Origin of the sequence: Actinoplanes sp. NBRC 101535, from assembly GCF_030269225.1 — a bacterium.
In the GTDB taxonomy this organism is placed as follows: Bacteria; Actinomycetota; Actinomycetes; order Mycobacteriales; family Micromonosporaceae; genus Actinoplanes; species Actinoplanes rectilineatus.
On sequence record NZ_BSSY01000015.1, the window covers coordinates 199,600 to 212,743 of the forward strand.

Here is a 13,144-nt window from a genome sequence, read left to right on the forward strand (position 1 = left end):
GTGTGGCGGGGGCCGTGACCGGTCACGGCCGGGGGAGGTGGAGTTCGGTCCGGCCGGTGGTCCACCGGCCGGGAAGGGGTGCGGGTCAGGCGGATTCACGCCAGACGACGACAGGGGTGACGGCCCTGGTGAGAGATCCGTCCGGCACCGGGCCGCCGGCGAAGAGCTGCGCGAGGATCTCCGCGGCCTCACCGGCGACGGCTGCGGATTCCAGCGACAGGCTCGTCAGCCGCGGGCTCACCGCCTCGCCGAGCGAGAGCCCGTCGACGCCGACGATGCGGATCGTGTCCGGGACCGCGATGCCCAGCGTGTGCGCGCCCTGCACCGCACCCATCGCCATCAGGTCGTTGAAAGCCAGGACCGTGTCGATCCGCGGGTCCCGCTCGAGCAGGTTCCGGATGCCGTCGGCGCCACCGGCGATCGACTGCGTCTCGGTGACGACGGTGCACGGTTCGCCGACCGCATCCTCGAAGAAGCGGCGGCGGGGTGCGAGGCCGTGGGGCTCGGGCGCCGCCGCATCGATCATCGCGAACCGCCGAGAACCCTTGGCCCGCAGGGCGGAGACCATGTCGGCGATGCCCCGCTCCCAGTCGAGTTCGACGGAGTGGATGCCCGCTGTCGTCGCGCGATGTTCGAGACGGATGATCGGCATGCCCCGGAACGTCGCCGCGATCTCGTCCTCGGCCTGGTCGATGTAACCGACGATGGCATCGACCTGTGCGGCCATCGCACCGATCACCTCGGCTTCGCCCCGTTCCGAGGTGCCGACGACGAGTTGCCAGTCCCGGCGCTGCAGCTCGTTGACGAACGCGTCGGCGAGCTGGGCGTAGTACGGGTTCCGGAACGTTCCTATGATCAGGCCGACCGAGAGGGTGCGCTGGCGGGAGAGTTCGATCGCGAACCGGTTCGGCCGGTAGCCGAGTTCCTCCACCGTCTTCATGACACGTTCCCGTGTCTCCCGGCTGATGTCGGCCATGTCGTTGATGGCCCGGGTGACCGTCTGCCGCGACACCCCCGCGGCGTGGGCGACATCCCGGATCGTCACCCGGCGAGACTGCATGCGGACTCCTTCGGTCAAGGGATACGTGTCGAAACCAGGGACCATCCTCAGGTAACCATGCCGGGTCCGCGGTCCCGGCCCGCGAGGTCCACGGCGACGGCGCCGAACGCCAGCAACCCCGGCAGCAGCAGGGCCGTGATCGGCACCGCCACGGCCACGACGATCGCGATGACCGTCGCGAGCAGCAACAGTAAGCTCTCCCGGACGCCGTGCAGCAGGTCGGTGGCCGCGGCCCGGGCCACCTGCGGCCAGCGCCGGCCAGGCCGCCATCGGGCCGCGGCCCGCAGGCCGAACGGCACCGCGGCGGCACCGGCCAGCACGGTGATCGTGGCGAGCACGGGGGCGCCGGGGACACCCGATCCGACCGCGACCGCGTCCGCCACCAGCACGAGCAGTACCAGGGGCGGCACGATCAGCACGAGTGGCCCGCTTCGCAGGACCTCGGCCAGGCACCTCACATATGTGCCCGGACCGGCCGGGCGCTCTTCACGAAGCATCGTGCACGCCGCGGTGAAGGCCGCGAACGCGCTCACCACCGGGAGCGAGAAGAGGGCGGTGAACATGCCGACCAGCAGACACTCGGAGAATCTTGCGAACCGGTCGCTCATCCCTTCATCCCCGTGGTCGTGACGCCCTGCACCAGCAGGCGCTGGAACGCCACGAAGAACAGGGCGATCGGCAGCAGGGTGAGCACCGACATCGCCATCATCGCACCGTACGAACTCTCGCCGGTCTGGTCGATGAAGAGGCGCAGCGCCAGTGGCATGGTGTAGGTCTCGGGGCTGTTGAGGTAGATCAGCTGGCTCAGGAAGTCGTTCCAGGACCAGATGAAGGTGAAGATGGCGGTGGTGACGAGCGCGGGTTTGCTCAGCGGAAGTACCACGTACCGGAACGCGCGCAGTGGTCCGCAGCCGTCGATGCGGGCGGCGTCGCCGAGTTCGCTGGGCAATCCGCGCATGAACTGCACGATCATGAAGATGAAGAACGCATCGGTGGCCAGCAGCTTGGGCAGTACCAGCGGCCAGATGGTGTCGATCATGCCGAGGTTCTGGAAGATCGTGTACTGGGGGATGAGCAGCACGTGTACCGGCAGCATGATCGTGCCGATCATGAAGGCGAACATCGGGCCGCGCAGCCGGAACCGCATCCAGGCGAAGGCGTACGCGGCCAGCGAGCACGACACGACGTTGCCGACGACCGCGCCGGCGGAGATGAGCAGCGAGTTGACGGCGAATCGCCAGACGCCGACCCCGGCGACGCCGGCGAACACCTCGGTGTAGTTGCTCAGCACGATGCGGCTCGGCCACAGGCTCGCACCGGACAGGATCTCGGACGCCGGTTTGAAGGACGACGAGATCAGCCAGGCGACCGGGTAGAGCAGTGCGCAGATCGCAGCGATCATGGCGAGGTGGAGGAGGACCTTGCGGACCCTGCGGGTGACCGGGACGGCGGCCGTGACAGTGGTCATCGCGCATCCTCTCCCGCGTAGTAGACCCACCGGCGTGATGTCCCGAACAGTGCCGCCGTGACGACGGCGATCACCAGGAGCAGCACCCAGGCCATCGCTGAGGCGTAGCCCATCCGGAAGTTCGAGAAGGCGTTGTCGTACAGGTACAGGGTGTAGAAGAGGGTGGTGTCGCTGGGCCCGCCACGTCCGCCGCTGACCACGAACGCGCCGGTGAACGACTGGAAGGCGTGGATCATCTCCAGAACCAGGTTGAAGAAGACGACCGGCGACAGCATCGGCAGGGTGACCGAGCGGAAGGTCCGCCACGGGCTCGCCCCGTCGACGGCGGAGGCGTCGTAGAGTTCCTGCGGGATCTGCTTGAGGCCGGCCAGGAAGATGACCATCGGTGCGCCGAACTGCCAGACCGCGAGTGCCACGATGACCAGCAGCGCGTACCGGGGTGAGGCGACCCAGCCGCCGGTGTGGATGCCGACCGCGGACAGTCCCTTGTCGACGATGCCCTGGTTGTCGAAGATCAGGCGCCAGACGATGGCGATGGCGGCGCTGGCGCCCAGCAGGGACGGCGCATAGAACGCGGAGCGGTAGAACGCGGAACCCCGGGTCACCCGGTTCAGCAGGATGGCGACGCCGAGGGCGGCGATCAGTTTGAGCGGTGTGGAGATCAGCACGTACCGCAGGGTGACGCCGACCGAGGTGAGGAAGCGGGGATCGTCGTCGAACAGCCGTCGATAGTTGGCCAGGCCGACCCACTGCGGCGAGGTGAACAGGTCGTAGTCGGTGAACGAGAGGTAGAGCGAGGCGAGCATCGGGCCGATCGTCAGCACCAGCGCTCCGGCGATCCATGGGGACAGGAACAGGTAGGCCAGGCCCGGCCGTTCGCCGTACCGGTGTCGCCGGCGCCGGTGTCCCGGGTCGGTGGGCGGTTCGCTGGCGGCGGCCGGCCTCGCCAGGGTTTGTTGTGTCATGTCAGAGGTCTCCCGGATGGTGGGGCCGCGCCGGGCGCGGCCCCGGATGCCGACGTCAGGACGCGATCGCCCGTTCCGCCTCGCTGATGAACTTGGCCGCGCTGGCCTCGATCGTGGCGCGTTCGAAGATGACGTCGTCGTACACCCGCTGGAAGGCGACCTTGGCCTCGCCGGCGCCCTTCGGCGGAGGCGGGGGAGCCGCGTCGAGCCCGGCGATGACCTTCTGCTCGTATTCGTAGGCGGCTTGCGGCGGCCCCTGCAGGGTGGCACCGACCAGCTTGCGCACCTGCTCGTCGGCGGGCAGGCCACGGGACATCCCCAGGGCGGTGCCGGCGCCGGTGTCGTGGATCAGGAAGTCGACCAGTTTGGCCGCCGCCTGTTTGTGCTGCGAGCGCTGGGCGACGCTGAGCATCATGGCGGGTTTGGCGTACTGGCCGCGCTTGCCGGTGCCGGTGGGGAAGGACGCGGCGGTGAGTTCCCGGCCGTACTGCTCCCAGAGCTTCGGTGTGAAGCCGCTGTCGTAGCCGAACGTCGCCGAGGACAGCTTCTGCGCGACCGGGTCGTTCTCCTGTGTACCGTCGATCTTCGTGGTGGTCTCCGCCGGTGTGACGGCGCCGGTGCGCCGCCAGGAGTCGCTCATCTGCCACCAGGCGGTGACGTCCGCAGCCGTGTAGCCGAGCCGGCCGTCCTCGGTGTAGAGCTGCTTGCCCTGCTGGCGCAGCCACACCTCGAACCAGTCCAGGACGCCGCCGAAGTCGTTGAGCCCGTGCACCTTCGCGCCGGTGCCGTCGGTGACCGCCTGGGCTGCTGCCCGCAGGTCGTCCCAGGTCCAGGTGTCGGCCGGCGTGGTGGCGCCCGCCTGCTTCCACTGCGCGGCGTCGTAGCTGAACATCTGCGTGTTCTGCGCGATCGGGATGGCGAACAGTTTGTCGCCGACGGATCCTCCGGTGAGCAGTTGCCGACTCAGGCCCGAGGTCTGTACCTGTGCTTCGCCGCTGTCCAGTTGCGCGAGCACCCCGCGGTCGCCGTACTCGCGGACGTAGCTGTAGTCCATCTGGAGCACGTCGGGGGCGCTGCCGCCGGCGATCTGTGTCGCCAGCTTCTGGAAGTATCCGCCGAAGTCGGAGAAGGAGGACTCCACGGTGATCGCCGGGTTGGCCTGCTCGAAGAGGGCTATCGCATCGTTGGTGGCCTGGGCGCGTTCGGTCGAGCCCCAGTAGTCGAACCGGATGGTCACCCGGCCGTCCTCGCCGTCCCCGCCACCACCGCAGCCGGCGGCGAGGAGTGCGCCGATCACCGTGACGGCGAGAACGCGTGGAACTCGATACGGATGTTTCCGGAGCCGCATATCTGTCTCCTTCAAAGCTGGTGAGCGCTGGAAGGTTCAGGCCGTGACCGGTCACGGTCCCTGCACCGTGACCGGTCACGGAATAAGCCGACGAGGGCGTGACCGTTACTGATGGATTGACTGAGAGGGGAGGCGAAGAAGCTGAGGAGAATGCGTCAATGAAACGTTCAAATGTCCCCGCAGGTCGGAGCGTAACGCCGCCGAAACAGTCGTGTCAAGAAGGTGTCCGCGGTTGATGAATGCGGCAGTACGGGGCCTGGCTGCGGCAACTCCGCCCGGGTGGTGGCGGGGGAGCGCGCCCGGCCGCCGGCGGCGACGGAGCGCGCCGCGGATGTGCGGTCATGGATTGACGCGCATGACACCCGGGGGTAGCGTCCCGGCAATCAGGTAAGCGCTTACCCGCACGTCGCCGGCTCCCTGCCCGGTGGCGGGGCCGCGCGGATCCCCGTCGGCGACCGTGACCGGCCCGCCGTTCAGAACGTTTTGCGCCGTGATTCCCGAAGCGGATGTCTTCGGGTGCCACTCGTCCTGAATCGGCACCACGAAAACCTGTGAAACGCGCTCCGGGAAACTTCTGTGCCGCCCGGTGGCAATTCGCCGCGCAGCGCCGAGAACCGGAGAATCTCGACCACGGAATCCGCCGTAACCGGGCGTCCGTGGCAATGGTGTCTGCCGAAGAATCGATTCCATCGAACAGGGAGAAGCTATGTCCCGACCTGTCTCACGGCGCACTGTCCTCGGCCTTGCCGGGGGCGTGGCGGGAGCCGCCGTCCTGGCTCCGGCCCTCGCCACGCCCGCGACCGCCGATGCCGGATCCGACGTCACCCTCACCGACAACGGCACGACCGTGACCCTGGCCAACGGCATCATCGAATTCACCGTCGTCAAAGCAACGGCGGAACTCGTCAAGCTCCGGCTGATCGGCAGCACGCAGGGCAACGAGAACATCGACCTGCTGCCCGGCGGACGCAGTCACGGATACACGACCTTCAACATCGGCACCGCGCCCGCGAGCGGCATGAAGGGCGCGACCTTCAGCGTGACCGCGCGGACGACCGACCGCATCGAGATCTCCCTGCTGTCGGACGACGCCACCCTGCTGCCCTTCCGCCTCGACATCCGCTTCGCGCTCGAACGCGGCGCGTCCGGGCTGTACTCCTACTGGCTGGCCGGATACCCCGACGGCATGCCCGACGGCCTCGCACTCGGACAGCTCCGGTACGCCTTCTCCACCGGCGCCGACCCGTCCTTCCGCTGGTTCGTCGTCGACGACGCACGTGGTGTCCAGCAACGGCCGAGCATCGCCGACCTGCAGAACGCGGTGACCCTGCAGGACTCGACCGTCGTGCTGCCCGACGGCCGGATCTGGAGCAAGTACCAGAACAGCTCGGACCTCGAAGGCGACAACAACGTCTTCCTGATGTCCAACGGCACCATCGGGCTCTCCCTCGTCCAGGCGAGCAAGGAGAGCTTCGGTGGGCCGACCCGCCAGGAACTCACCGTCCACGACTACTACGACGGCATGATCCTGCTCTGGCATCCGCTGACCGGCCACTACGGCATGCCGGACGTACGACCCGAAAAAGGGTGGAGCAAGGTCTACGGGCCCTTCTACCTCCACGTCGGCGAAGCCGCGGTGGGCGACGAGGCCGGCAACGTCGCGGCGCTCTGGCAGGACGCCAAACAGGTCGCGGCCCGCGAAGTGGCGCGCTGGCCCTATCAATGGGTCACCGATCCGGGTTACGCCGCCACGCAACGGTCCGCCGTCAGCGGCCGGCTCGCGATCACCGGACATCCCGTCGTCCGCGACGGCTGGGCGGTGCTCTACCGGCCGGGCCCGGACCGGGACTGGCGCGGCACCGTCCTCGACGGCACCGACTGGCAGTATCTCGGCCTCGACTACCACTACTTCGCCCGGATCGACCCCGCCGGCACCTTCACGATCCCCGCCGTGAGACCCGGCACCTACACCCTCGCCGCATTCGCCGGAGGCGCGCTCGGGGAGTACCGCCGGACCGGGATCACCGTGCCCGCCGGTACCCGGGTCGACGCCGGCCGACACTCGTGGAAGCCGGTCAGCCACGGAACGACCCTCTGGCAGATCGGCACACCCGACCGGACCGCCAAGGAGTTCCACATCCCCGGCGGCGCCGACGGGTACCGCAGCACCCTGGCCTGGCTCGAATATCCCTACGACTTCCCGGACGGTGTCGATTTCACCGTCGGTGTCGACGACCCGGCCGAGAAATGGAACTACTTCCACCCCGTCCTGGCCACACCCGGCACGGCCGCCCAGTTGCAGTGGCGGGGCACCACCCCCGACGACACGCTCACCGAGTGGACCATCCGTTTCGCCGCGCGCCGCTACCGGGCCGGCACCGGGCACGTGGACATCGCGGTGGCCGGGGCCGTCTTCGCCACCCTCGCCGTGACACTCAACGGCACCCGCATCGCCAACCTCGACCCGCTCCCCGGTGTGCCCGGTGACAACAGCTCCTACCGCCAGGTCGCACGATCCATGTACCGGCTGCTGCCGACCATCGCCTTCCCCGCCACACTGCTGCGGGCGGGCGACAACGTCCTGACCCTCGCCCCGCTACGCCCCGGCGAGATCACCGACGGCCTGGACGACTGGATGGAGCCGATGTCCGGCATCATGTACGACACCATCCGGCTGCAGGTCGACCCCCGATGACGCGGTCGCGGTGACGACGGGCGCCACCCCGGTGCCGGTGTCGTCCCCCCAGGGTTCCGGCCGGCACCGCGCCCGGGGTCGTCCCACCGCGGTTCCGGTCGGCGCCGCGGTCGGTGACCCGAGCGGGGAGGCGTCCGCCCGGCGGAGCGCGGCGATGCCGGCCGCGCCCGTCACCACGAGGTCGTCAGCGTACGCAGCGGGCGTACCCGGAAACGATCTTGCGGTAGTTGGTGTAGCCGTCGTCGTAGTTGAGGGCCCACCGCAGGCCGGTGTCAGGGGCCGCCCGGGTGGCGGTCCAGTACCAGCCGGCCTTCACCGTGCCGGGGAACGCCGTCGTGGTGATCGCGGGGGCGACCCGGGAGTCGTCGACCGTTGTCGACACCTCCTGCAGGGTCGGCAGGCGCCACCGGTGCCCGCCCAGGTCGAGGGCGGCGCAGTAGCCGGTCGCGGCGGCGGCGCTCATCTGCTCCGAGGTGGCGCGCTGCCAGACGAGGCCGGTCTTCGGGTCGGTGACCTGGCCCCCGGCGATCCGGTAGGACGGCTTGCCGGAGCCGCCCGCAGAGCGTACGCAGCGCACCCGGTAGTCCGCGGACTGGTAGGCGCCGTTGCTGGCCAGGCCCTCGTAGAAGTTGACGATCCAGGCGCGCAGCGGGGTCTTCGTCACCGCCCACGGCGTCGACGTCCAGAAGAACTGGGCGGGGGTGCCCGGGAACGCGGTGGTGTCGATCGCCGGGCCGGAGCGGCCGCTGTCGATGATCGAGCTGAGCTCGACGCGGGTGGGCAGGTGCCAGCCGCCACCGTCCAGGGCGAGATCCGCGCAGTATTCACCGGCCGCGGTGAACGTGTAGGTGCCGGGGGCCGGCTCGCGCTGCCATTCCAGGCAGGTGACCTGGTCGCGGACGGTGCCGTCCTTGAGGTTGCGGTAGCTCGCCGGGCGGTCCGGGCCGGGCATCGGCCAGCTCGCCCAGCGGCTCGCCAGTCCCGCACCGCCGCATCGCGCCGTGCCGCTGCTCGGGGCGGGACTCGCCGCGGGCACCGCCGCGGCGGAGGTGGCACGGGCCGTGCTGGGCGACGGCGTGCCGCCGACCGCCGCGGAGGCCGGGGTCGCGGGCGTGGCGGCGGACGCGACGGCGGGGGCGGCCGCGGTGGTGGCGGCCGGGGACTCGGGGCCGGCGGCGTACGCGACGATTCCGGCCGCCACCACGGCGACGGCCACCACCGACGCGGCCACCGTCTTGACCGCACCGGCCCGGCCGCCGGACACCGGGCCGCCAGCGGGAGCCGCGGACGCCGGGCCGCCGGCGGGAGCCGCGGACGCCGGGGTGCCGGCGAGAGCCGCGGCCGCCGTGGCCTTGCCGAGCACGGCGGTGGACAACGTGGCCGGAACCGGCACCATGGCGCAGCCGACCAGCAGCCGCTCGACGGCGATCTCGCCGCCCGGCCGCCCGGGACAGACTCGGCAGTCACGCACGTGCCGGTCGATCCGTTTGCGCCACAGCGGACTCGGCCGCGAGTCCCAGCCGCCCAGGACCGCCTGCAACCGCGGGCAGCGCGGCTCGGCGTCCAGCGCGGACACCAGCGCCCGGCACCGGTCGAGCTGGGCCCGCATCCGCTGGATCCGCACGGCCGCGTACGCGACGCCGGTGTTCAGCGCCGCGGCCGTCTCCTCCCGGTTCAGTTCGCCGGCAGCCTCCTGCCACCAGAGCGCCAGCACACCGCGGTCCTCGTCGTCGAGCCAGCGTGCCGCCTCGGCGACCTGCCGGCGTTCCCCGGTCAGCCGCAGCCGCAGGATCGCCAGTTCCTCGAAGTCGGCGGCCGGGCCGGGGACCTCCGGGACCACGCTCACCCGGGCGTCCGCGTCCGCGCGCTGCCGGTGAACGCCGATCTGGTGCATGGTGATGGTGAGCACCCACGCCCGGACGCTCTGCGGCTGCCGCAGGGAGGGCAGGTCGCGGATCACCCGCAGCATCGTCTCCTGCACGACGTCGTCGACGTCCGGATGCCCGTTCAGCGCCCGGCCGATCACGTTGTAGACCAGCGGCAGCCAGACCCGGGCGAACTCGTCCCGGGCACGCCGGTCGCCGCGCTGGGCGGCGGTGACGAGATCGTCGTACCTGCTCATCGAATCTGCCTTTGCATCCGAACATCATTTCGAGCGCACCGAGGCTAAATACGGCGGACGGCGCTGTCAACGCACGGCAGTCGCGGAGACGTCCGCATATCATTTTTCGGCGAGACGCCCGTCACCGGACGGGGACCGGGAAAACGATATTCGCCGGAATTGCTTTCCCTCGGTTGACTCGGCCCGTTTCCGGAACCTAGTCTCGGCCGCGATTCCTCCCCTAGTCCCCATTTACGGAAGAGCTCGCGTATGCGTAGGAAAATGATCACCGGGAGTGTCGCCGCGGTCGCGCTGGTGGCGAGTGTCGTGCTGGCGCACACCGCGCGGGCCGCCACCTTCGGCGTCACCGAGAGCGACGGGGCGTACATCGTCGACACCGGCGCCGGCCTGATGTTCACCGTCAGCCGCACCAACGGCGACATGACGTCGATGACCTACGAAGGCCGTGAACTGCTCAGCGGCCGCGCCTCCCACGTCCAGTCCGGATTCGGTTCGGACACCGAGGTCACCGCCGAGGTCAGGGGCGACACGATCGTCGTCACCGAGCACGCGCCGGACTTCTACACCGACGGCGAGATCTACCATTACCTGGTCGTCCGCGAGGACCAGAACAACATCTACATGGCGACCTGGGTCGACGCGCACGCCGCCGGAGAGTTGCGGTGGTACTCGTCGTTCCGCGGCGATGTGCTCACCGGCGCCTACGAGCCGTCCGACACCGCCGGCGACACCGTCATCGAGAGCGCGGACGTATTCCGCGACGGCGGCCGGACATCGTCGAAGTACTACTCGAACCGGCGCGCCATCGACCAGGGCATCCGTGGCCTCACCGGCGACGGCGTCGGCGTATTCATGGATTACGGGAATCGCGAATCCAGTTCCGGTGGTCCATTCTTCCGCGACATCGAACAGCAGCGCACCGGCAACAACGACCTCTACAACTACCTTTTCTCCGGGCACAACCAGACCGAGGGGCAGCGCACCGGCGAGCTGTACGGCCCCTATGCGCTGATGGTCACCGACGGATCCACCCCGAAAGCCCGGGACCTCTCCTTCATGTACGACCTGAACCTGCACGACGCCGTCGGTCCGGCCGGGCGCGGCTGGATCGTCGGCAAGGTCTCCGGCGTCGACCGGGCGAACGCCGTCGTCGGCTGGTCGAATCCGGCCGCTCAGTACTGGACCCGGCCGGACGCCTCGACCGGAAACTTCGCCAGCCCGCTGATGAAACCCGGCTCCTACACACAGACCCTCTACCAGGGCGAACTCGCCGTCGCCAGGCGTAGCGTGACCGTCGCCGCCGGCACCGGCACCACTGGCGCCAACCAGAGCTCCACCTGGGCCGAGCAGGACACCATCGTCCGGCTCGGCGAGTGGGACGGCACCCCGGCCGGTTTCAAGAACGCCGCCGAGTCGACCTCGATGCACCCGTCCGACAGCCGCCTGCAGCCATGGCGGTCCGCGGTCACCGGCTCGCAGACCGCGTCGTTCCCCGCCGCCCAGTGGAGCGGGATCAACAACGGGACGACCGTGACCTTCGACCTGACCGAGGAACAGCTCACGGCCCGTACCGTCCGGATCGGCATCACCGCCGCCTTCGCCGGCGGCCGGCCCCAGATCTCGATCAACGACTGGACCCCGAAGAAGGTCCCCGCCGCGTCGGCCCAGCCGAAGTCGCGCAGCCTCACGATCGGCACCTACCGGGGCAACAACACCCTCTACGAGTACGCCGTGCCGGCGAGCGCCCTCGTCGCGGGCACCAACACCCTGACCATCACGGTGGTCAGCGGCTCGACCGGCACCGGTTACCTCAGCCCGGGTTTCAGCTACGACGCCGTCGACCTGTACTGACCGGGGCGGCCCCGCACGGGAGGCCCGTGCTCCCACGGACAGGCCTAGCTCTTGCCGCGGCCGAACCAGCGGCCCGCCGCCTGCGGAAACGTCGCGGAGGCGGTTTCGTGGCCCTCGGCCCACGCCACGATGCCGTCCGGCCTGACGAGGAGAGCGCGGATCCCGAGGTCGTGGCGCGCCTGTCCACCGATGTAGCGCAGACGGTCCCACGCCGTCGCCGCTTCGCGAAGACGCCCGCTGCCGCTGAGGTCGAGCAGCACGCCCTGTCCTTCTCGGAGCAGCTCACCGAGGCGGGTGCCGTCCGTGAGCAGGAGGTCCGGTGCGGTCCGGCCCACCAGGGGATGCTCCCCGCCCAGGTCGTAACGGTGGCACAACCCGGACGTACGCCGGTAGACGTGGGTCGTTCCGGCGGGGGTGCCCAGCAGGTCACGGATCAGGCGCTGGAGCGCGGCGGCGCCGGGGCCCGGCCGCATGGTCGCGACCTGGGCGCGTGACCAGTCGAGCACCGACGCGCCGACGGGATGGCGTTCGCCGGTGTAGGTGTCGAGCAGACCCTCCGGCGCGAACCCGCGCACGGTCGCCGCCAGCTTCCAGCCGAGGTTCATGGCGTCACCGATGCCGAGGTTGAGTCCCTGGCCGCCCAGCGGTGCGTGAATGTGCGCGGCGTCGCCGGCGAGGAGGATCCGGCCCTGACGGTAGGTCGTCGCCTGCATCGCCCGGTCGGTGAAGCTGGAGGCCAGATGAACCTCTTTCAGGATCACCCCGGTGCCGGAGACCCGGCGCAGGACCGCTTGCAGGTGATCGCGGGTCAGTTCCTGCCGGCGGTCGAAGGCGCCGCCGTCGAAGTCCATCATGCCCACATGCCCGTCGAAGGGGGTGCGCAGGTACATGCCGGCCGGTGTCAGGCTGAACCCGAGCGGCAACGCGTCCGGGTCGTCGAACGTCACACGCGCCACATAGCCGGTGAACAGCGGTTCGGTGCCGACGAACGTGAAGCCCGCGGACCGGCGCACCACGCTGCGTCCACCGTCGCAGCCGACGAGCCACCCGGCGCGGTACTCCTTGCCGCCCGCCGTCACGGTGACGCCGTCGGCATCCTGCTCCACGGCGGTGACGGGAACACCACGGACGATCCCGATCCGGTACGCGTCGGCACGCGCGGTCAGCACCTCACCGACCGCTTCGAGACTCGTCATGAGACCCTCCGAAGCCGGACCGGGCACCCGGTACGGCAGAGAGGCCGGGTCGATGTCGGCGGCGTCGAGTTCGATGCCGGCGAAATGACTCACCGATCGAGGCCCGCCGGAGTTCGCAGCGAATTCCGCCGCGTCGACGCCGGAGGCCGCCGACAGCGCGTCCAGCATCCCGCGGCGGTGGAACGTCTCGACCGAGCCGGGACTCAGGCCCCGTAAGCCCAGCGGGAACGACTTCCACGCGGCATGCGGATGCTCGTCCTGTTCCAGCACGAGCACCGAGCATCCGGCCAGGGCGAGTTCGCCCGCGAGGAACAGACCGACCGGCCCGGCGCCCGCGATGACAACATCATGCATGAGAGATTCCCGTCGACAACGGTGGTCGGTGACCGGGCCGAGGTTCGGCGCGGCCACGCAGGTGGCCCTGCCTCACCAGACTGAC

9 protein-coding genes are annotated in these 13,144 nt (G+C 69.9%); 2 read left to right on the forward strand and 7 right to left on the reverse strand.

Translation table 11 applies throughout. The annotated features are described in order from the left end of the window. Positions 1–85: 85 nt before the first annotated feature. The 5 genes from QSK32_RS33510 to QSK32_RS33530 are packed head-to-tail and all read right to left on the reverse strand — an operon-like array spanning position 86 to position 4,841. On the reverse strand, positions 86–1,060 hold the full coding sequence (locus QSK32_RS33510; RefSeq protein WP_285474107.1) for a LacI family DNA-binding transcriptional regulator: 975 nt from the start codon (positions 1,058–1,060) through the stop codon (positions 86–88). A 47-nt stretch (positions 1,061–1,107) separates the two neighbouring features. After that, positions 1,108–1,668, reverse strand: a complete 561-nt coding sequence (locus tag QSK32_RS33515; RefSeq protein ID WP_285474108.1) for a hypothetical protein — start codon at positions 1,666–1,668, stop codon at positions 1,108–1,110. After that, positions 1,665–2,528 (reverse strand): carbohydrate ABC transporter permease, encoded by an 864-nt coding sequence (locus tag QSK32_RS33520; RefSeq protein ID WP_285474109.1) that lies wholly within the window; start codon positions 2,526–2,528, stop codon positions 1,665–1,667. Before QSK32_RS33520 ends, QSK32_RS33515 begins: the two co-directional genes overlap by 4 nt. Then, the gene (locus QSK32_RS33525) at positions 2,525–3,493 is read right to left on the reverse strand and encodes a carbohydrate ABC transporter permease (RefSeq protein ID WP_045746647.1); all 969 of its coding nucleotides are present in this window, start codon (positions 3,491–3,493) and stop codon (positions 2,525–2,527) included. The genes QSK32_RS33520 and QSK32_RS33525 overlap by 4 nt, the downstream gene beginning before the upstream one ends. 55 nt (positions 3,494–3,548) lie before the next feature. After that, a complete protein-coding gene (locus tag QSK32_RS33530) occupies positions 3,549–4,841 on the reverse strand; it encodes an ABC transporter substrate-binding protein (RefSeq protein WP_045746648.1) in 1,293 nt (430 codons plus the stop codon). A 706-nt stretch (positions 4,842–5,547) separates the two neighbouring features. Here QSK32_RS33530 and QSK32_RS33535 point away from each other — a divergent pair. Then, positions 5,548–7,536: a polysaccharide lyase family protein gene (locus QSK32_RS33535; protein ID WP_285474110.1), complete on the forward strand. Its 1,989-nt coding sequence runs from the start codon at positions 5,548–5,550 to the stop codon at positions 7,534–7,536. 184 nt (positions 7,537–7,720) lie between these two features. On the opposite strand, the gene QSK32_RS33540 is transcribed toward QSK32_RS33535, so the two are convergent. Then, on the reverse strand, positions 7,721–9,658 hold the full coding sequence (locus QSK32_RS33540; RefSeq protein WP_285474111.1) for an Lcl domain-containing protein: 1,938 nt from the start codon (positions 9,656–9,658) through the stop codon (positions 7,721–7,723). A gap of 261 nt (positions 9,659–9,919) precedes the next feature. Between QSK32_RS33540 and QSK32_RS33545 the strand changes: the two genes are divergently transcribed. Then, the gene (locus QSK32_RS33545) at positions 9,920–11,509 is read left to right on the forward strand and encodes a rhamnogalacturonan lyase B N-terminal domain-containing protein (RefSeq protein ID WP_285474112.1); all 1,590 of its coding nucleotides are present in this window, start codon (positions 9,920–9,922) and stop codon (positions 11,507–11,509) included. Between the two features lie 44 nt (positions 11,510–11,553). Here the strand turns inward: QSK32_RS33545 and QSK32_RS33550 are convergent, their stop codons facing one another. Beyond that, positions 11,554–13,059: an FAD-dependent monooxygenase gene (locus tag QSK32_RS33550; RefSeq protein WP_285474113.1), complete on the reverse strand. Its 1,506-nt coding sequence runs from the start codon at positions 13,057–13,059 to the stop codon at positions 11,554–11,556. Positions 13,060–13,144: the final 85 nt, after the last annotated feature.